Here is a 19,844-nt window from a genome sequence, read left to right on the forward strand (position 1 = left end):
CTGACTTATAACGTAGCAATATTACAAATTATTTTCAATATTAGGGTGATAATTTTTAAAAAGACGCTTATTTTTGTGTCTCAATTGTTTTGCAAAGCATGATTCAAAGAATTCAGACCATTTATTTAATCGTAGTTATACTTTTAGGGGCGGTTGTACCGTTCTTTGTAAATCTGTGGTCGGATGCTAAAGGAAATGAGATATTTGCGGAAAATGAAGTGTTTGTTTCCATTGCTTTTTATGCTGTTGCAGTCCTTGGGCTGCTGGCAATAGTTTTATTTAAGAATAGACAAAATCAATTTGTGGTAAACAGGTTGAATATGATATTAAATCTTTTTTTACTAGGATTTTTCGTTTACCGATCACTAAACTTATCCGGAGAAACCTTGGTTTCAGAGAAGGGTATTGGGATGCTGATTCCTGTATTTTCTATCGTTTTTTTAGTCCTGGCCAACAGGGCAATAAAAAAGGATGAAGATCTTGTAAAATCTGTTGATCGATTGCGTTAAGCCTAACATCTTAGTAGTATTAGTGCGTGAACCCGGGGTAGTGCCCGGGTTTTTTTGTGAAACTCAGTTTGAAAAAGTTACTTGTAACGAATTTAAAATTGCTGGTTGAACTAATCCCACTTTTTAGCGGGATATTGTGGTTTGTACTTTAGTATCTTATAGACCATGGTAATCATCCCCTTTTTCCAAGCTCAATAATCTCTAAATCCTTAATATTCTCTTTGTCTATTTTAAACCGTAGCATGGTCCTGATTTGGTGAAAGCCGTGTATACCGCATGCCCCTGGGTTCATATGCAGTAGGTTTAACTTTTTGTCCCACATTACTTTTAGGATATGGGAGTGTCCTGAAATAAAGAGTTTTGGGGGGTTTTTTTTGATCTCCTCCCTTATTCGCACATTGTATTTGTTGGGGTATCCACCTATGTGGGTCATCCAGACATCTACCTCCTCACAGGTAAATCTGTTGTCCAATGGATATTCCATCTGAATTTTGTTGTCATCTATATTGCCGTAAACACCCTTTACAGGTCTTAGTTCCTGTAAGATATCCATAACCTCCAAATTTCCAATATCCCCGGCATGCCATATTTCATCCGCGACCTTGGCGTATTTAAGGATCTTTTCATCCATATGGCCATGGGTATCGGAAAGGAGGAGTATTTTTTTCATGTGTATATTTCTTTTAATTTATGGCCTGGAAGGCACATTGCAAATGGAAAACCTGTTTTTGCCTATAGGTCTTGCATTGGAATTTTGGAGCTGTAAACATAAAGGAATTGTGTCAATGGATGTGGTATTATATTATCAGAATATTATATTAAAACATTTCAGCTATCTGTTTTTCTCCGTTGGAACAAGTATCTTTGCCTACCACAAAACTAAAACATTCATTTGAGATATTTCGTCCAATTTTCTTATCAGGGAAGGTCGTATCACGGTTGGCAAAAACAGCCCAATGCAATAAGCGTACAGGAGGTTTTGGAAAATGCCTTTTCCTTATTGCTACGGGAAACGGTGTCCTTGACGGGTGCAGGGAGAACGGACGCTGGAGTCCATGCCAAGGAGATGTATGCCCATTTTGATTCCAATATACTTTTTGAGGCAACAGAATTAATACATCGTTTAAACGCCTATCTTCCAGAAGATATTGCCATTGCTTCCATAGTTGAGGTTCCGCTGGAGGCACATGCCCGTTTTGATGCTTCTGAGCGTACATACGAATATTGGATTGTTCAAAAAAAGAATCCCTTCTTGCTAGAAGGGGCCTATTATGTGAAATATCCGTTAAATATAGAGCAGATGAACAAAGCTGCAGCTATTTTAGTGCAACATAAGGATTTTGAGTGTTTTTCAAAGTCCAACACCGATGTAAAAACTTATCTCTGTGATGTTAGGAAGGCCCAGTGGACAAAAGAAGGGGAGAAGTTGGTTTTTACCATCAGCGCCGATAGATTTTTGCGGAATATGGTCCGCGCCATCGTTGGAACCTTAGTAGATGTTGGTTTGGGCAAATCTTCCCCAACGGACATGAATTATATACTGGCCAGTAAGGATAGGGGGAAGGCTGGGGTATCGGTACCTGCAAAAGGATTATATTTGACAGCAATAAAATATCCAAAAAATATTATTGATCACAATGGATAAGGATACGGGGAAAGCATTTGATTATAGATTGTTTAAGCGCCTGCTTAGGCACGTTAGACCATATTTGATTACATTTTACGGAGTTGCAATCGCTGCAATTTTACTGTCGGGTTTTGCCGTACTAACTCCTATTTTGGTAGGGGAGATAGTTGATAACGCCATTACCAATAAGGATGGTCAAAAATTATTGACCTTGACCCTGGCTATGGTAGGGGTTCTGCTGGGGGAAGTTTTAAGTCAGCTATATTTTAATTATTACGCCAATTGGTTGGGAGAATCTGTAATAAAGGATATTAGAATAAAACTTTTTAACCATCTTATGGGCTTTAAGATGAAGTATTTTGATAATTCTTCCATTGGTTTATTGGTTACCCGTGCGGTGACGGACATGCAGAGGATAGGTGAAATTTTTAGCGAAGGTTTTTTCGTCATCGTATCCGATTTGCTTAAAATGTTGGTGGTGGCAATAGTGATGCTAGTGGTCAATTGGAAATTGTCGTTAATTGTATTTGCCGTATTGCCCATAATCCTATATGCTACAAGACTGTTTCAAAAGGCTATGAAGGTCGCTTTTATTGAGGTAAGGGCACAGGTTTCCAATCTTAATTCATTTGTTCAGGAACGTATCACAGGAATGAAAATAGTGCAGTTGTTCACAAGGGAAGAAATTGAGAAGGAGAAGTTCAGGGAAATCAATGAAAAACACCAAAATGCCTGGTTAAAAACAGTATGGTACAACTCCATTTTTTTTCCAGTTGCTGAAATTGTATCCTCAATTACTGTTGGATTGATTGTTTGGTACGGAGGTCTGCAGAATGTTACCAATATTAGTAAGGAGGAATATGGAACTATTTTTATGTTCATATTGTTGTCCAGTATGTTGTTTAGACCACTGAGGCAAATTGCGGATAAGTTCAATACCCTACAAATGGGAATGGTAGCGGCCAATAGGGTTTTTAAAATATTGGATACGGACAGTAATATACAAGATGTAGGGACCATAGATAGGGATGGGGTAAAGGGTGATATTGAATTTAGTAACGTACGTTTCGGCTATTTGGAAAATGAGGAAGTGCTTCACGGAATTTCCTTTAAGGTAAAGGCCGGAGAGACTATTGCCATTGTAGGGGCCACCGGAGCGGGAAAATCCACCATTATTAATTTGCTCAATCGTTTCTACGAAATTAATTCAGGGGCTATTTTTATTGATGGTATCAATATCAAGGACTACAAATTAAGTTCTTTAAGGTCAAAAATTGCCGTGGTATTGCAGGATGTATTTCTCTTTGCCGATACCATTGCCAATAATATTTCCCTAAAGAATGATACCATCACTATAGAGAATATGGAATTGGCGGCCAAGCAGATAGGGGTCCATGAGTTTATTTCCAGTCTTCCGGGAGGGTATTCATACAATATTAAGGAGAGGGGAACCATGCTTTCCAGTGGTCAGCGACAGCTAATTGCTTTTTTGAGGGCTTATGTGAGTAATCCGAGTATTCTGGTGCTGGATGAGGCTACTTCATCGGTGGATACGTATTCCGAACAATTGATACAACAGGCAACCGAGAAGATTACCGAGGGGCGTACTTCCATTATAATAGCCCATCGGTTGGCAACAATTAAGAAGGCCGATAAAATATTGGTAATGCAGGATGGATTAATAGTGGAGACAGGAACACATAAAGAGCTATTAAAGCAAAAAGGGTATTATCAAAACTTATATGAATCCCAATTTTTGGCTGAAGAGGTAGCTTAGGTATTCCAATTTCAATTTGCTGTTAAAGTAGATCGGATTTGATTAGACTGGCCAATTCATCCAAATCCTTAAACAGTACAAATTCCCCATTTTTAATATAGGAGATTAGTCCGGTTTCCTCACTAACAATTATTGCCAGGGAATCGGTTTTTTCGGTAATGCCAACGGCCGCCCTATGTCTTAGCCCAAAACGCAAGGGTATGGTACGTTCATTGGAGACAGGTAGAATTACTCGGGTAGCCACAATAAAATTATCCTCAATAACCGCCGCACCGTCATGTAAGGGGCTGTTCTTATAAAATATACTCTCCAGAATGGGCTGGGTTACTTCTATATACATTTTATCTCCGGTAGATTTCACGAAATCCAAGGAATTATTTCTGGCAATAACGATAAGAGCTCCCGTTTTTGTGCTAGCCATTCTCTCACAAGCCCCAATTATAGCATCTACATTGGTACCGATGGTAAGTCCATCTTCTTTTAAGAATTTAAAGTGTTTTAGAAAATTGCGTTTTGAAGCAAAATTAGTGGAGCCTACCATTAAGAGGAATTTCCTGATTTCTTGCTGGAAAACAATGATCAGGGCAATTAAGCCCACTTGCATAAACCCGCCTACCATGCTACTGATCATTTTCATTTCAAGAACTTCCGTCAATTTCCAAAATGCCCACACAATCACAATACCAATAAAGATATTAATGGCTACGGTGCCCCTAACCAATTGGTAAACATAATACATAAGTATAGCCACCAAAAAGATGTCTATAATATCGGTAACGCTATAATCTAAGAAGTTTAAAAAATCCAATCCTGTGGTTTTTGTAAAAATAGGAAATAAGCTATAACCTCAAATCAAATTCGAAAAAATGTTTTGGCCCTTTTTTGAACAATTTTTCAATGGTCGAAATTCGAAAATGGTCACAGTTGATTCCCGGTGCCATTAATGGCTTTAAACAATGTAATACATTCCATAGCCTCCTTAACGTCATGTGCCCTTAATATTTGAGAGCCCTTGGATAGGGCAAACATATGCAAGGCGGTGCTGCCGTTTAAAGCTTCTTTAGGGGAGGTATGGAGTAATTTATATATCATGGACTTTCTGCTGACCCCTGTTAAAATGGGTAGATTAAGGGAGTGCAATAGATTAAATTTTTTGAAAATTTCGTAGTTCTGTTCCAGGGTTTTAGCAAATCCAAATCCAGGATCAATAATAATGTCGTTAATACCAAACGTCCGTGCCGTGGCAACCTTTTCGGAAAAATAATAGCATATATCCAATAGTAGGTTTTCGTAATGGACCATGTCCTGCATAGTACCAGGAGTACCTTTCATATGCATCATAATATAGGGTGCCCGGTGCTTTCCAACTGTTGCCAACATTTCTGGATCCATTTCACCTGCGGATATATCGTTTATTATTGCGGCTCCCAGGGCAAGGCATTCATGCGCAACCCTACTTCTAAAGGTATCTATGGATAAAAGGATGTCCGGGAAGGTCTTGAGCAATAATTTTACGATAGGTGTAATTCTTTCCAGTTCGTCTTTTTCAGCAACATGCACCGCACCTGGCCTGGAACTGTAGGCCCCAATATCTATAAAACTTGCCCCATTGGCCAACATAGTCTCTACTTGGGCAATAATCTCCGATTTGTTTTTATACTTACCTCCATCATAGAATGAGTCGGGAGTAATATTGATAATCCCCATTACTCTGGGAGTACTTAGGTCCACTAAATTTCCTTTACAGTTAATGGTCATTTTTTTTATAAGATAAATGGGAGTAAAACTTTTGGTAGTTAAGTTTAAATCTCGATTTTTGAATAGTTTAAAATTTTAAGCGAAATTTACACAAATTAGAAAGATTACATGCATAATACCTCCGAGCAATACAATGCCGTTATTAAAATTTGTAGGGACCTATTCCTAAAAAAGATGCAAGATTACGGTAGTGCATGGCGAATTTTAAGGCTTCCATCCCTAACAGATCAAATTTATATCAAAGCACAGCGCATTAGGAGTTTGCAGGAAAATGAAGTCCGCAAGGTAGACGAGGATGAGGTTTCCGAATTTATTGGAATTATTAATTATTCCGTAATGGCCTTGATTCAAATCGAAAAAGGGATAGTGGATCAACCGGATCTTTCAGCTTCGGAAGCAGTGGCCTTGTTTGATAAGCACATTTCCATCACCAAGACCTTAATGGAGAATAAGAACCATGATTATGGGGAAGCTTGGCGGGAAATGAGGGTGAGTTCCTTGACCGATTTAATTTTACAAAAATTATTACGCGTTAAGCAAATAGAGGACAATAAAGGCAAAACTTTGGTAAGTGAAGGTATAGATGCCAACTATCAGGATATGATCAACTATGCCGTGTTTGCAATGATACATCTTAGGGAAAAGACAACATCCTAAGTGCTATTTTTAAAAGCTGATAAGTGATAATGTCAATTGAATAATAATCGGAATTATATTGGAATATGAAATATATAGTGACTCTGTGTCGTGTAATTGTAGGTGTTTTATTTATTATCAGTGGTTTTATTAAATTGAACGACCCCGTTGGCTTTTCCTTTAAGTTGGAGGAATATTTCAGTCCGGGAGTACTGGATTTGGGGTTTTTAATGCCCTATGCCTTGGGGATCTCTATTATTGTGGTAATTCTGGAGGTCTTGCTCGGAGTAATGTTATTAATTGGTTTTAGAACCAAGTTTACTGTGTGGAGCCTACTTTTGATGATCATTTTTTTTACCTTCCTAACCTTTTATTCCGCTTATTTTAATAAGGTTACAGATTGCGGTTGTTTTGGGGATGCCATTAAATTAACACCTTGGGAATCCTTTGCCAAGGATGTAGTTTTATTGCTGCTCATTATTGTACTATTTTTGAAAGTTAAATATATTGGCTCGCCTTTAGGTGATAGCGCCAATAGACTTATTGTTGGCTTTAGTTTATTGGTAAGTGCTATCTTTGCCTATTATGTTCTTAATCATTTACCGGCCTTGGATTTTAGGCCTTATAAAATTGGGGCCAACATAGAGGACGGCATGGGTGTTCCGGAGAATGCTCCGGCAGCGATTTTTGAGTACAGTTGGAAATTTAACGTTGATGGAGAGGAAAAGGTGGTGGTAACCAATGGGGACTATCCAACTGTAGATGGTGAGTTTGTAGATGTGGATACCAAGGAGATCCAAAAGGGATACGAGCCTCCAATCCATGATTTTACCATAGAACGGGATGGTGAGGATTTGTCGGCTTCCCTACTACAGGAACCTAAATTGGTAATGGTGATAGCATATGATCTTGCAAAAAGTCATTATAGCTCTTATAGTAAGATAAAGGAGATAACGGATAAGGCTATAAAGAGTGGGTATAAGGTCATAGGAATGTCCGCTTCAGGTAAGGATTATACCCAAAAAATGAAAAAGGAATATCAATTGGGATTTGATTTTTATTTCACTGATGAAACCACTTTAAAAACAATTGTACGCTCCAATCCTGGTGTGTTGGTGTTGAAGCAAGGTACCATTGTACAGAAAGTCCATTACAACGACTTGGAAGATTTAACGTTTGAATAATTTGGTAGCAATGCCTCTAAAATTAAAAGGCCAATTAGCCTCGATCATAAAAAGTGAACAACATAAATTAAAATCAAAATGAGAAGTAAAATAGTAGCAGGAAATTGGAAAATGAACAAAAATTTAGCGGAAACGGAAGTGTTGTTGGCAGAACTTTCCGCTAAACTTCCAGATACTAAGGCAGAAGTGATGGTAGCTCCTACATTTGTCAATTTGAACGCAGCGGTAAATAAACTAAAATCGTCCACCATTGAGGTAATTGCCCAGAACATGCATTTTGCTGAAAGTGGTGCCTACACTGGTGAAATATCTGCCAATATGCTGTTGGGAATAGGGGTAGACACGGTAATTATAGGACACTCGGAAAGAAGGGCATACTTTGGGGAAACCGATGGAATTTTGGCCAAGAAAGTGGTCGCTGCCTTGGCAAAAAATATGAGGGTGATGTTTTGCTTCGGAGAGGAATTGGAAGATCGTAAGTCCGGTAACCATTTTAAAATTGTGGAAAGCCAGTTGAAAAATGCTTTATTTTCCTTAGATGCCGCTGCCTGGAGCAAGATAATTCTGGCCTACGAACCAGTTTGGGCCATCGGGACTGGGGAAACTGCTTCCCCTGAACAGGCACAGGAGATGCACGCCTTTATTCGTAAGACTATAACAGATGCCTATGATGCAGGTATAGCCAACAATGTCTCCATACTTTACGGGGGCAGTGTGAAACCAAATAATGCGGTCGAGATTTTTTCTAAACCGGATGTGGATGGTGGTTTAATTGGGGGAGCTGCCTTGGTTGCGGACGACTTTATTGCTATAATAAAGGCAATAGCTTAAAAAGCTAATAAAAAATACTGGGATTCAAGCCGTTGATGAATGCTTTATTCGGAGGTTTGGGTGCTACAAGATAATTTAAAGGACCCCTTGATACTTCAGCGGGTCCTTTTACCCACTAAGGGGTATTTGAAAGCACCAACGCTTGGGTAGAAAAAAAGCAGTTTTCCATGGATGCCTAATAGGCATGTCCCAAGATAATTGATTGAAAAAGGGTGACTAATTAAAATGTTGGGATTAAATGTCGAATTCTATATATCTAGAGTATAATTTTAAGGTAAACCCAGTACAACCGGCTTCGGATATTCTTATTGCCGAATTGGGAGAGGTACAGTTTGAAAGCTTTGTGGAAACCAAAGAAGGGGTTCAGGCCTATATTAAAAAAGAAGATTGGTATCCAACGATCCTGGATGACCTACAGATTCTTACCAATCCCTTGTTTTCTATTGACTATGATTATTCGGAGATAGAGCAGGAGAACTGGAACGCTACCTGGGAAAGTAATTTTAACGCTATCCAAGTTGGGCAGCAATGTGTGGTTAGGGCGCCCTTTCATGAAAAGCCTAAGGTAGAATATGATATTGTTATTGAACCAAAAATGAGTTTCGGGACCGGTCATCATGAAACTACCTATATGATGTTACAGCATTTGTTGGACCATGACTTTGTAGGGAAATCCGTTTTGGATATGGGTAGCGGCACCGGGGTTTTGGCCATTTTAGCAGCTATGAAAGGAGCAGTTGCCATAGATGCTATAGATATAGATAACTGGTGCTACCTCAATGCCAAAGAAAATGTTGAACGGAACAATTGTAATCATATTAATGTTTACGAAGGCACTGCAGATTTACTGGTAGACCAGAAATATGACATTATTATAGCCAATATTAATAGAAATATTTTGCTGGAAGACATCCCTATCTATGTTAAATGCTTAAACAAGGGTGGATTTTTGTTCCTGAGCGGATTTTATAAAGAGGATATACCCCAGATTTCTGAAAGATGTAGGATGGCTGGGCTAAAATTTGAAAAAAATCTGGAAAAGAATAATTGGGTTGCCGTAAAATATGTATTTTAGGAGGTATTAAAATTGAATTCTATGAGTACAAAGGAAAAAGTCTCGGAAGAATTACTTTTGGAAGAGGAGACTGTTAAGCAAAATGAGATTGTTTTGTTCAATGATGAGGTTAATACTTTTGATCATGTTATTGAAACTTTAATTATGGCTTGTGACCATACTCCGGAGCAGGCGGAACAGTGTTCCCTAATTGTACATTACAATGGTAAATGTACTGTTAAGACAGGGGAATATAAAGATTTAAAGCCTAGGTGTGCTAAGCTTTTGAATGCAGGATTAAGTGCTGAAATTATTTAGTAAGCCGTTGCTTTAAAACCTTTTTACTTTATTTCAAGCAAACAATGGAAACGGACTTCCCAATGTAGAGAAGGCCTGGTTATTTCCATTCCTTACTTGAATTCATAAATTGGGGATCACGTCTTATTGTTGGGGACTATGCAAAAATAGTGGTCAATCTATACAGGAAGAATTTAAAGGATCAGGAACAATTGTTGTGTTTATGCAAATATTCTTTTGGAAAAAAATAGCTACATAAAAGGTATTAAACCTAGATCCCGCCGAAAAGGACGGGGTTAGTTCAACTTGCAATTTTAATTGTGTCTTATCGACTTCTCAAAATTGAGTTTCACTAATAAAGACACTGCATTTTGGCTTCGTTTTCCGCAAGGGATCCCAGAGCCTATTGTGCCGTCCATGAAAGGTAAAAAGTGGCTTGAAAAGGAGCTATTTTAGCGCGCCAAAAAGGGGTGGATCCAGCCTGTTTTCCCCTATTTTCATATACGGCCTAACTATGGACTATCTATGGAGTATCTATGGAGTATCTATGGCTTATCCCCGGACATGACCCGTCCTAAAATAGCTATACATGTTATGCATGAATGCTACGTATTTGGGCGATACAAAAAATGAACAGAACAGGAATTTGGGATAGAAAATTCTATCTTATTTCTATTCACACACAACTTTTGAGATTGATCCTTATCCCCAGAGATTTTTTTCCATAGCTCGGCTATTCAAAAAATAGTTCGAAAAAGCATGCATAAAATAAAAGGTATTAAACCTAGATCCCGCCGAAAAAGGCGGGATTAGTTCAACTTGCAATTTTAAGTGCGTCTTACTGACTTCTCAAAATTGAGTTTCACTAATAAAACTTAAACAGTTTCTAGCATGGGATTTATTGGGCTTCCCGCTATTGGTAAAATGGCCTCGGGTACGTGGCCTTTTGTATCATTTTAATGAGGTAATTTCTTCATAAGTACCCCATAGGCAAAAGTACCCAGCAAGGCACCTGCAATTACTATCAACATGCTAAAAACACCGGTACCTACTAAAATGTACATAGGACCAGGGCAAGCCCCTGCCAATGCCCAACCTAAGCCAAAGATGGTGCCGCCAAGAATATATCTTGCAACCCCTTTATCTTTTGTTGCCAAATCCATGGTTTTGCCTTCAATACTTTTCAACTTATATTTTTTAAAGAGCCAAATAAATAGAGCCCCTAGAAATACTGCAGACCCAATAATCCCGTACATATGAAAGGCTTGAAATCTGAACATTTCATAAATACGATACCAGGATACAGCTTCCGATTTTACCAGAACTATCCCGAAAAAGATACCTACCAATAAGAATTTTAAGAATTTCATTTTATTTATCTTATGTACTTTTTAATGAAAACAATTTCAACGGCCTTAGGCTTTTCAATTGTTGTTAGTTTTACTTGTGAACTGGAAATCATGACATTCACATGGGTCATGAATATCAATTCTTCGCATTTATGTTCCGAAAATAAGGGGTAAAATAAAGAAGGTCATTATGAGGCCCCCAATAAAAAAACCTATTACGGCTATGAGCGAGGGTAATTGAAGGTTGCTCAAGCCAGTTATGGCGTGGCCAGAAGTACACCCTCCGGCGTACCGGGTTCCAAAGCCTACCAAAAAGCCTGCAATGACCAAGATTAAAATCCCTTTTATACTCATCACATTTTCCCAACTATATATTTCTGGGGGCAAAAGGGTTTCCCCAACCTCACTAAACCCTAAGGCATTTAGGTCCGAAATAGTTTCGGCACTTAGTGCAATTGCCGATCCGTCCGATAAGAATTGGGTTGCTATAAAGCCGCCAATTATTGCACCCAGAACAACGGTCAGATTCCAGCGATGGGCCTTCCAATCCAACCTGAAATAGTCCGAATATTTTCCTGCCCCTCCCATACTGCAAAGAGTCTGTAAATTGGAGGACATGCCAAATGTTTTTCCAAAATACACCAAAATTAGCATTACCAGGGCAATCAAGGGCCCGGAGACATACCAAGGCCAGGGTTGAAGTATATAATCCATATTAATTCTTAAGATGCAAATATAAAGTTATCTAAAATTCTCTATGTAACAATTGTTACACAAGGGATTTTGGAGGTCTAAGGATTCCTTATTCTTAATTAAGTACTATCTCGTCTACAAATAACCAACTTTTTCCCCCGGGATTGTTATGCCAGGACGGGTTCTTGAGTTGGCTCATAACCTCCACTTTAACAAAAGTGGATTTGGTTGGGGGAATATTAAGGTCGAAAAATTGGAACTTAGTATCCGAGTTGGGTTTTTCCGTTGGGATTTTCTCTGTATGGACCAGCTTAAAATTATCGCCATCTTGGGACACCCATACTTTGAAACCCGTTGGATAAAAAATCCATTTCTCGGGTGAAGAAAATGCCCCTACCGACACTGTGGATATCACCTCTTCTTTTTGGAGTTTTAGAGTGGCGGAAAATCCGCTGCCCTCGTAACCGATCCAATTGCCATCAATGAAATTGATGGTCCCCCGTTTTAGATCTATCAAGGTATTTCCTCCATTGCCCTTGTATTTTTCGTTGGGTTTGTTGTTTAGGGTTATGGAATTGGGTAGAATATTCGTTTTTTTAAAACTTACCGTTTTTACAGGACTTATTTCCCAACCAGATTTATGGCTAACAGCTTTGAGCTGGACGGAACTGGTGAGTATAATGGGTTCAATATATTTATTGGATGTGGTGTCGGGTGTGGAACCATCCAAGGTGTAATATAAGTCTACCCCTTTAAAAAAATAATCCAGGGTAACTGCAACGGAATCCTTGAAGAAATCCGTATCCGCAATTATGGTTGGCGGTTCCAAACTAGAGGGGGTAAAGAGATCCTCCTGGATGCTTACTACAGTGACCTCCTTATACTTGCTGCTAAAACTATCCAGAGCTTCCTTGGTGATTTTGGAATTCCATGGATATAATGTTTTTAATCCATTCAGGGTTGTCAATTTTTGCAGACCCTGATCTGTAATATCGGTTCCATAAATATTTAGGGACTCCAGGTGTTTAAGATCCTTTATGGATTCCATGGACTTATCCGTGATCTTCGTATTCTGTAATTGAAGTTTGGTGAGATTCTTAAAGGAGGTTAGATATGTAGAAAGGGTGTCATTAAAATTGGAGTTGCCCAAATTGAGTTCTACTATGTTTTCGGCATGTTTTTTTAATGCTTTCAGATCATTTTTCCCTAAACTTTTATTGCCGGACAGGTTGGCTATCAAAAGTGGATTATTTTCTGCCAATTTTGTAATAATGGATCCGTTGTTGTTTATAGAGGCCAACCATTCATCAGGAACCATTGCCAATTCTTTCGCAATAAGGGCCCTTGGGGAGGTATCCTCTTCCAAGGAATTTAAAATATCACTGATCTTTTCTGTTTTATCCAAAGTCCCGGCCACACAATCAAAACAGTTTTCATGGCCTATCCACCATTCCAATAATTGAATTTCGTGATTGGTCAATTGGACCTTGCCCTTGGGTGGCATATGCTCCTCGTCTTCCATGGGGAGTTTTATATGATGAATTAGTCTGGGAGATTCACCTTTTTCGGCCATGAATAGACTGCCGGAGTCGCCCCCTATAAGCAATTGTTCTTTGTTGGTCATGATCAGACCTCCTTTAACCTTGTTGGGATTATGGCAACTTGCACACTTATCATCCAGAATTGGCTTTACAATGTCATTGAACACAAGGGCATTATCAACGTCCGTTATGACCACTTTGGTGTTCTCTTCATTTTTAAATAGATAATCCTCCCCATGGGTCATACTTCCACCATAATGACCAGTTAGGCCTAAAAGTCCCATAACCACGAAAAAAAGGGGTAAGTATATTTTCTTGGTCCAGGTCTTTGGATTCTTTTTAATAATATATAGCAATGAGCTTCCTATGGCCAATCCAACTGCCATCCATCGATGTCTAAACAACAAGGTTTCGTCATACCCGCCATTTTCGCCCAATAGCCATCCACTGCCTACAGATAATACTGTGCTTATAGCAGCAATGGCTAGGGTAAAGTTGATGATTTTTTGTTCCGTGCCTGAATCTTTTTTTCTAAAGTATAGTTCCATTAGAAAAGCCAGTACTAATATGCCTATGGGCAAATGTACCAATAGGGGGTGTAGACGGCCAAGGCTTATAATCTGTAATATCATTCTTTGGTTATAGGTTTAGGTTAGGATATCCTTTACAATATGGCCTTCCACATCTGTTAGTCTAAACCTTCTGCCTTGGTACTTATAGGTTAATTTCTCATGGTCTATTCCCAATAAGTGCAACATTGTAGCTTGGAAATCATGGACATGTACCGGATCCTTTACAATATTGTATCCAAAATCATCCGTTTCCCCATACACAATACCAGGTTTAACACCACCTCCGGCCATCCAAATGGTAAAAGATCTTGGATGGTGGTCCCTACCGTAATTGGTATCTGTTAAAAGGCCTTGTGAATAATTGGTCCTTCCAAATTCCCCTCCCCAAATTACCAAGGTGTCCTCCAACAATCCGCGTTGTTTTAAATCGGCCACCAGGGCAGCAGAAGCTTGGTCAACGTCTTTTGCCTGTTTGGCAATGGCTCCAGGGAGATTGTCGTGTTGATCCCAACCCATGTGGTAGAGTTGGATGAAGCGTACATCTTGCTCCGCTAATCTTCTGGCTAAAAGACAATTTGCGGCGTAGGTTCCCGGTATTTTGGCTTCAGGTCCGTACATTTCATAGATATAATCGGGCTCATTGGCAGTATCCATAACATTGGGAACGGAGGTTTGCATCCTATACGCCATTTCATATTGGGCAATCCTACTTTTTATTTCTGGATCACCTGAATCTTGATAATGCTTATCGTTCAATGCGGCCAAATTGTCCAGCATTTCACGTTTCACTTCCTTGGTAATGCCCTTGGGGTCGTTTAAATACAACACAGGATCCTTGGCAGCCCTAAATTGAACGCCTTGGTGCAGGGAATGCAAAAATCCATTGCCCCATAGCCTAGTGTACAAAGGTTGCCCGTTGGGCCTTCCTGTACCCCGCGACAATAGAACGGTGAATGCCGGGAGGTTTTCATTTTCACTGCCCAAGCCATAACTTAGCCAGGATCCAATACTAGGCCTTCCGGGTTGTTGGGACCCTGTCTGGAAGAAGGTCACCGCAGGATCATGATTGATGGCTTCGGTATACATGGATTTTATAATGCACAGTTCATCTACCATTTTAGCAGTATAGGGTAGAATATCACTAATGTAGGTGCCGTTCTTGCCGTGTTGGCTAAAATTATGTAGGGAACCGACCAACGGAAATTTGTCCTGTCCCGCCGTCATCCCCGTAAGCCGTTGCCCGTTCCTGATAGATTCCGGCAAATCTTCCCCACGTCTTTTGTTCAGAAGTGGTTTATAGTCGAAAAGTTCCAATTGGGAAGGCCCTCCGCTTTGAAACAGATATATGACCCTTTTAATTTTTGCAGGGTGATGCAGTGAATTTAAAATTCCTTTCACCCCTTCCAAACTATCATCCTTGGTAAGTATGCCATTTTTATTCTTTCTAAAAAGGTTGGCACCCAAAAGGGATGCCAGGGCTACCCCGCCTACTCCCAAGGCCGTTTTTCCTAAAAATGACCTTCGGTTTAAAATCAAGGATCGTTCTTCTATAATTTTTTTTTCGCTCATGATCAACCCCTGGTTATAGTTTCATCTAAGTTTAAAATGGTATGTGCCGTTAACGCCAATGCGGCCAATTGTTTTTTTGAATAGCTCTCGTCTATTTCATAATCGCCAATGGACAGGTAGTCCTGTGGGTCTATTCCTTCTTCATCCACTTTTTGGAGCATACTGGTGTAATAATTGTTCAGCATGGATAACTCATCTTCATCCGGAGATCTGGATGTTGCCAGCTTGAAAATGTATTTTATTTGATCAATTATTTCTGTATTGCGATCAATGGCATTTTTGGCAATTAGCCGCGATGCCTCAATTATTTGTGGATCGTTTAACAATACCAATGCCTGTAAGGGTGTGTTCGTTTCTTGCCGTTTTACCGTACAAAGATCCCTGGATGCCGCGTCAAAAGTCATCATGCTTGGCGGGGGAACGGTTCTTTTCCAAAAGGTATACAAACTTTTTCTGTATAGATCTTTTCCGGTGCTGGTTATGTAAGTGGCCGTACTTCCTCCACCTCCACCAGTGGTGGCTTCCCAAATTCCGGCGGGTTGATACGGCTTAACGCTTGGTCCACCAACCTCTTTGTTGAGCAGTCCACTGATCTTCAGGGCTTGGTCCCTAATTAATTCGGCTGTTAGCCTTAACCTTGGCGCACGTGCCAAGAGACGGTTTTCCGGGTCCAATTCCTGTAATTTTTTGGATACCTTGCTGCTTTGTTGATAGGTTGCGGAAAGGGCCATATATTTTAATATTTTTCTGGTATCCCAACCTTCTTCCTTTAATTTGATGGCCAGAAAGTCCAGCAATTCGGGATGTGTTGGCAAGGAGCCTTGGTTGCCGAAATCGAAGGAAGATGCCACCAAACCTCTGCCGAACATACGTTGCCAAAATCTATTTACGGTAACCCTAGCGGTCAAAGGATTGTCTTCGTGAAACAACCATTTGGCCAGTCCCAATCTATTTTTGGGATAGTCCTCAGGGAAAGGTAGAATGGACTCTGGTGTATTGGGATAGACCTGAGTAGTGGGTTGGTCATAGACACCCCTGTTCAAGATATAGGAGGGCCTAATTTCCTCCATTTCGTTCATGACCATAACGGGAACTTCCTTCATGGAGGATTTTTGGAGTTGAACAAAACTTAACACACCGTTTTTCTCCTTTTCGGTAATGGTCATATAGGGTTTTGGAATTTTTCCCGCCCCCCCGGGGGTCAGTCCCAATTCGTCAATATTGTTGAAGAAACTGAACAATTCAAAATGGTTTTTTTGACTTATAGGATCATATTTGTGATCATGGCAGCGGGCACATTCCAACGTTAGACCCAGAAAGGCGGTTCCAAAGGTCACCGCCCTGTCCTCTACGTACTCAATACGATATTCTTCGGGTATAACCCCACCCTCAAAGGTGATCTTGTGGTTCCTGTTGAAGCCGGTGGCAAGAATTTGTTCCGCATTGGCATTGGGCAAAAGATCTCCTGCCAATTGATAGGTTACAAATTGGTCATAGGGCATGTTCTGTTTAAAGGCGTGAATTACCCAATCTCGCCATGGCCACATGATACGTTCAAAATCGTCTTGGTATCCATGGGTGTCCGCATATCGGGCAATATCCATCCATTCGGCGGACATGTTCTCTGCATAATCGACCGTGTTTAGCAGGGAATCAATAATTTCTTCATAAGCAGTAGGGGAATCATTGTTGACGAAAGCGTTTATCTGTTCCACGCTTGGTGGTAGCCCGGTAAGGTCAAAACACACCCTTCTTAGCATTTTTTCCTTGGAAGCTTTTTCACTGGGTTCCAAGCCGTTTTGTTCCAGTTGTGATAAAACAAATTGATCAATTTCATTTTGGGCCCATGTAGTATTATTTGTTTTGGGGATGCTCGGTTTTTCTGGAGCAATAAAGGCCCAATGTTCTTTGTATTCGGCACCTTGTTCTATCCATTTTTTTAGGATTTCCTTCTCGTATTTGGTGAGGGTTAGGTTGGATTCCGGGGGCGGCATCAGCAAGGACTCGTCTGTTGTAAATAACCTATTGACCAATTCACTGTTTTCTATATCGCCAGGAACAATGGCGTAATGATCCTTCTTTTTGCCCAATGCCATATAGGCATCTTGGGCAGTGTTTAGGGATAGTCCACCCTCTATGGCATTTTTATCGGGACCATGGCATTTAAAACATCGGTCCGATAGGATCGGTTTTACGTGAAAAGTAAAGTCTATTTTATCGGGAATTCTTCCATTGGTATCAGCATTGTCGGTTGTTCCGGACGTTTGTGCCCCAGTGTTGCAACCAAAGGCAATTAAAACAGGAAGGAATGCCAGTATTGAATACAACCGCTTTGGGAAGCGGACAAAAAATTTTCTTACGGGATGGGACAACATTTTGACTTTAAATAAATTAATACCTTCTAAGATAGATGGTTTGCAATAATTTAACGTTAAATTTCGACAAATGACAATCCCGAGCAGCTAAATGCTGCCAAAAAAAAAGAATTAAGTGTATTTTGGACGGTTTATTCCAATCCGTCATGTAAAATTTTGCTCTTTACTTCGTTAAGATAGCTACGCCCAATGGTATATCTAATGCCCTGTACTTCTACACTGTTGCCTTCAATGGCATCGATCTTGTTAATGGCTATGGTATAGGATCTATGTATTCTGATAAATTTGTCCGCAGGGAGTTCTTCGGTAAAACTGCTAAGGGTTTTGTGGATGATATGTTTGCTAGCCTTGGTCTTTATCCTGATGTAATCCTTTAAGCTTTCTATTACAATAATGTCATCCAAATAAATTTTCTGCAATTTTTTCTTATCCACCTTTACGAAAATACTGGGATTATCATTGGTCGCAGGCGTTTCATTTTTGGCGCCTCCTTCCTTTAAATTGATAATTCTATTGACGGTTTTTAAAAACCTATGGAAAGGTATGGGTTTCACTAAATAGTCTATGGCCTCCAATTCAAAACTTTTAAGGGCATAATCTTCATGGGCCGTTGTCATAACTACCATGGCCTTAGAATTTACACTGCCTAACAGGTCAAGACCGTTCATTATGGGCATATTGATATCGAGGAATACGATATCTACCTCATTTCTTTGTAAAAAGGTAGAGGCGTCAATGGCATTGGTAAAGGTCTGAATCAGTTCCAATTCCTTGATTTGTTCTACATAGTTTTTTAATATGTTGATTGCCAGTGGTTCATCGTCAATAATTATTACCTTAAAACTCATTGCACTTTTAATTTAAGAATAACATTAAACATTTTGTCTTTTTCAAAGATTGATAAGTTGTAATCTTTGGGTTCATAACCCAGTTCCAAACGTTTTTTTACGTTGGCAAGTCCTATTCCGCCAACTTCTGGGTTTATTCTGTTGCTCGACTTATTTTGGGGGATGTTGTTGCTTATTTCAAAATTCAGGATGTCGTCCACAATTTCCAAATTAATTTTGATATACATACTGCCAATATTTTTACTGGCACCATGTTTAAAGCTATTCTCTATAAAGGGCATTAGGAGCATGGGGGCAATACCCTTTCCTTCAATATCGCCAGAAACGTTCATATCAATTTTTAAGGAATTGTCAAATCGGATACGCTCCAGATCGATATAGTTTTGGATACATTCAATTTCCTTGGTCAAGTCCTGATAGGGTTTGTCCGTAGCATATAGCAAATAACGCATTAATTCTGATAATCTTAGGACCACTTGGGGAGCCTTGTCCGATTTTTCTAAAGTTAGCGAATAAATGTTATTAAGAGTGTTAAAGAAGAAATGAGGGGAAACCTGTGCTCTCAGGAATTTTAATTCAGTGGTCAGCTGTCTTTTTTCCAGTTCATGGAGTTTACTGTTTTCATTTAACCAATCTACCGTAATTTTTATGGCCGTAACAAACGACATTACATAAAGTTCCCCCAGCATGGTAACTATGGCATAATTTAATGTAAGGCTTTCAACATCTCCGGCTTCGGGCATTACGTTGTTGCTTACCAAGTAGTAAGTAAGGTTGAATTTTACCAAAAGTCCTATAAGTAAAGATGTCAGAAGTAAAATAGTATAAGTGATATATCGTTTTTTATAAACGAACTTGGGCATTAAAAAATAAATATTGAGGTATGCCAGGGCCATATGTATGGGGAATCCCAACAAGTTGGTTTTTATGGAATAGGCAAAATCCTGATGCAGATTTCCCCAGCGGAATATATTGAATAAAATATATACGGCCCAAAAAATGATATGGTGCCTATAGTTGATGTTGAAATCACCGGAACTATTTCTACTGAGTAATTTATGATTTAGATTTTTAATTGTCATGAGAATTGATCACAGTCTTGATTTCTAAAAATTGGCGTTTGGCTTTACGGGTTGGTTGTTGGTCTAATTTTATTCCTCTTCCTGAAAAAAAATTAAATATTTAGTTCAGGTAAATGGAATGCCCATGTTGGTTTTTGTTTAC

At 39.4% G+C, this 19,844-nt stretch carries 18 protein-coding genes; 8 read left to right on the forward strand and 10 right to left on the reverse strand.

Annotation, left to right across the window (positions count from 1 at the left end; translation table 11 throughout):
* Positions 1-98 precede the first annotated feature (98 nt).
* Positions 99-509 carry a DUF4293 domain-containing protein gene (locus QSE00_RS14810; RefSeq protein ID WP_110356377.1) on the forward strand — a complete coding sequence of 137 codons (411 nt, stop codon included), beginning with the start codon at positions 99-101 and terminating at the stop codon, positions 507-509.
* 172 nt (positions 510-681) lie between these two features.
* Here the strand turns inward: QSE00_RS14810 and QSE00_RS14815 are convergent, their stop codons facing one another.
* Positions 682-1,179, reverse strand: coding sequence for a metallophosphoesterase family protein (locus QSE00_RS14815; RefSeq protein WP_286106541.1), 498 nt, complete (start codon positions 1,177-1,179; stop codon positions 682-684).
* 222 nt (positions 1,180-1,401) lie between these two features.
* Between QSE00_RS14815 and truA the strand changes: the two genes are divergently transcribed.
* Together truA and QSE00_RS14825 are read left to right on the forward strand one after the other, a co-directional pair.
* On the forward strand, positions 1,402-2,154 hold the full coding sequence (gene truA / locus QSE00_RS14820) for a tRNA pseudouridine(38-40) synthase TruA (RefSeq protein WP_286106542.1): 753 nt from the start codon (positions 1,402-1,404) through the stop codon (positions 2,152-2,154).
* Positions 2,147-3,913 carry an ABC transporter ATP-binding protein gene (locus QSE00_RS14825; protein WP_110356381.1) on the forward strand — a complete coding sequence of 589 codons (1,767 nt, stop codon included), beginning with the start codon at positions 2,147-2,149 and terminating at the stop codon, positions 3,911-3,913. Before truA ends, QSE00_RS14825 begins: the two co-directional genes overlap by 8 nt.
* Before the next feature lie 22 nt (positions 3,914-3,935).
* Here the strand turns inward: QSE00_RS14825 and QSE00_RS14830 are convergent, their stop codons facing one another.
* Both QSE00_RS14830 and folP read right to left on the reverse strand, forming a co-directional pair.
* The gene (locus tag QSE00_RS14830) at positions 3,936-4,721 is read right to left on the reverse strand and encodes a diadenylate cyclase (RefSeq protein ID WP_286106543.1); all 786 of its coding nucleotides are present in this window, start codon (positions 4,719-4,721) and stop codon (positions 3,936-3,938) included.
* A gap of 110 nt (positions 4,722-4,831) precedes the next feature.
* A complete protein-coding gene (folP, locus tag QSE00_RS14835; protein WP_286106544.1) occupies positions 4,832-5,671 on the reverse strand; it encodes a dihydropteroate synthase in 840 nt (279 codons plus the stop codon).
* Between the two features lie 108 nt (positions 5,672-5,779).
* On the opposite strand from folP, the gene QSE00_RS14840 reads away from it, so the two are divergent.
* From QSE00_RS14840 to QSE00_RS14860, 5 genes are all read left to right on the forward strand, one after another.
* Positions 5,780-6,328: a DUF1599 domain-containing protein gene (locus QSE00_RS14840; protein ID WP_286106545.1), complete on the forward strand. Its 549-nt coding sequence runs from the start codon at positions 5,780-5,782 to the stop codon at positions 6,326-6,328.
* A 65-nt stretch (positions 6,329-6,393) separates the two neighbouring features.
* A complete protein-coding gene (locus QSE00_RS14845; RefSeq protein WP_286106546.1) occupies positions 6,394-7,491 on the forward strand; it encodes a BT_3928 family protein in 1,098 nt (365 codons plus the stop codon).
* Positions 7,492-7,569: 78 nt separating this feature from the next.
* On the forward strand, positions 7,570-8,322 hold the full coding sequence (gene tpiA / locus QSE00_RS14850) for a triose-phosphate isomerase (RefSeq protein WP_110356386.1): 753 nt from the start codon (positions 7,570-7,572) through the stop codon (positions 8,320-8,322).
* Between the two features lie 238 nt (positions 8,323-8,560).
* Positions 8,561-9,397, forward strand: a complete 837-nt coding sequence (gene prmA, locus QSE00_RS14855; protein WP_286106547.1) for a 50S ribosomal protein L11 methyltransferase — start codon at positions 8,561-8,563, stop codon at positions 9,395-9,397.
* Between the two features lie 21 nt (positions 9,398-9,418).
* Entirely contained in the window at positions 9,419-9,694 is a 276-nt protein-coding gene (locus QSE00_RS14860) for an ATP-dependent Clp protease adaptor ClpS (protein WP_110356388.1), read from the forward strand.
* A gap of 935 nt (positions 9,695-10,629) precedes the next feature.
* On the opposite strand, the gene QSE00_RS14865 is transcribed toward QSE00_RS14860, so the two are convergent.
* The 7 genes from QSE00_RS14865 to QSE00_RS14895 form a co-directional block, all read right to left on the reverse strand.
* Positions 10,630-11,043 (reverse strand): YeeE/YedE family protein, encoded by a 414-nt coding sequence (locus tag QSE00_RS14865; RefSeq protein ID WP_286106548.1) that lies wholly within the window; start codon positions 11,041-11,043, stop codon positions 10,630-10,632.
* Positions 11,044-11,172: 129 nt separating this feature from the next.
* Positions 11,173-11,736: a YeeE/YedE family protein gene (locus QSE00_RS14870; RefSeq protein WP_286106549.1), complete on the reverse strand. Its 564-nt coding sequence runs from the start codon at positions 11,734-11,736 to the stop codon at positions 11,173-11,175.
* 94 nt (positions 11,737-11,830) lie between these two features.
* A complete protein-coding gene (locus QSE00_RS14875) occupies positions 11,831-13,888 on the reverse strand; it encodes an FN3 associated domain-containing protein (RefSeq protein WP_286106550.1) in 2,058 nt (685 codons plus the stop codon).
* A 15-nt stretch (positions 13,889-13,903) separates the two neighbouring features.
* Entirely contained in the window at positions 13,904-15,397 is a 1,494-nt protein-coding gene (locus tag QSE00_RS14880) for a DUF1501 domain-containing protein (protein WP_286106551.1), read from the reverse strand.
* Between the two features lie 2 nt (positions 15,398-15,399).
* Entirely contained in the window at positions 15,400-17,772 is a 2,373-nt protein-coding gene (locus tag QSE00_RS14885; RefSeq protein ID WP_286106552.1) for a PSD1 and planctomycete cytochrome C domain-containing protein, read from the reverse strand.
* 131 nt (positions 17,773-17,903) lie between these two features.
* A complete protein-coding gene (locus QSE00_RS14890; protein WP_286106553.1) occupies positions 17,904-18,620 on the reverse strand; it encodes a LytR/AlgR family response regulator transcription factor in 717 nt (238 codons plus the stop codon).
* Positions 18,617-19,702, reverse strand: a complete 1,086-nt coding sequence (locus QSE00_RS14895; RefSeq protein WP_110356395.1) for a sensor histidine kinase — start codon at positions 19,700-19,702, stop codon at positions 18,617-18,619. Before QSE00_RS14895 ends, QSE00_RS14890 begins: the two co-directional genes overlap by 4 nt.
* Between the last annotated feature and the right edge of the window lie 142 nt (positions 19,703-19,844).

It is taken from the genome of Arenibacter flavimaris (genome assembly GCF_030291335.1).
Taxonomy (GTDB): Bacteria; Bacteroidota; Bacteroidia; order Flavobacteriales; family Flavobacteriaceae; genus Arenibacter.

Bases quoted from the DNA above. Each gene is read 5' to 3' on its own strand.
- QSE00_RS14810 (WP_110356377.1), top strand. From the start codon at position 99: ATGATTCAAAGAATTCAGACCATTTATTTAATCGTAGTTATACTTTTA.
- QSE00_RS14815 (WP_286106541.1), bottom strand. From the start codon at position 1,179: ATGAAAAAAATACTCCTCCTTTCCGATACCCATGGCCATATGGATGAA.
- QSE00_RS14825 (WP_110356381.1), top strand. From the start codon at position 2,147: ATGGATAAGGATACGGGGAAAGCATTTGATTATAGATTGTTTAAGCGC.
- folP (WP_286106544.1), bottom strand. From the start codon at position 5,671: ATGACCATTAACTGTAAAGGAAATTTAGTGGACCTAAGTACTCCCAGA.
- QSE00_RS14840 (WP_286106545.1), top strand. From the start codon at position 5,780: ATGCATAATACCTCCGAGCAATACAATGCCGTTATTAAAATTTGTAGG.
- QSE00_RS14845 (WP_286106546.1), top strand. From the start codon at position 6,394: ATGAAATATATAGTGACTCTGTGTCGTGTAATTGTAGGTGTTTTATTT.
- tpiA (WP_110356386.1), top strand. From the start codon at position 7,570: ATGAGAAGTAAAATAGTAGCAGGAAATTGGAAAATGAACAAAAATTTA.
- prmA (WP_286106547.1), top strand. From the start codon at position 8,561: ATGTCGAATTCTATATATCTAGAGTATAATTTTAAGGTAAACCCAGTA.
- QSE00_RS14860 (WP_110356388.1), top strand. From the start codon at position 9,419: ATGAGTACAAAGGAAAAAGTCTCGGAAGAATTACTTTTGGAAGAGGAG.
- QSE00_RS14865 (WP_286106548.1), bottom strand. From the start codon at position 11,043: ATGAAATTCTTAAAATTCTTATTGGTAGGTATCTTTTTCGGGATAGTT.
- QSE00_RS14870 (WP_286106549.1), bottom strand. From the start codon at position 11,736: ATGGATTATATACTTCAACCCTGGCCTTGGTATGTCTCCGGGCCCTTG.
- QSE00_RS14875 (WP_286106550.1), bottom strand. From the start codon at position 13,888: ATGATATTACAGATTATAAGCCTTGGCCGTCTACACCCCCTATTGGTA.
- QSE00_RS14880 (WP_286106551.1), bottom strand. From the start codon at position 15,397: ATGAGCGAAAAAAAAATTATAGAAGAACGATCCTTGATTTTAAACCGA.
- QSE00_RS14885 (WP_286106552.1), bottom strand. From the start codon at position 17,772: ATGTTGTCCCATCCCGTAAGAAAATTTTTTGTCCGCTTCCCAAAGCGG.
- QSE00_RS14890 (WP_286106553.1), bottom strand. From the start codon at position 18,620: ATGAGTTTTAAGGTAATAATTATTGACGATGAACCACTGGCAATCAAC.
- QSE00_RS14895 (WP_110356395.1), bottom strand. From the start codon at position 19,702: ATGACAATTAAAAATCTAAATCATAAATTACTCAGTAGAAATAGTTCC.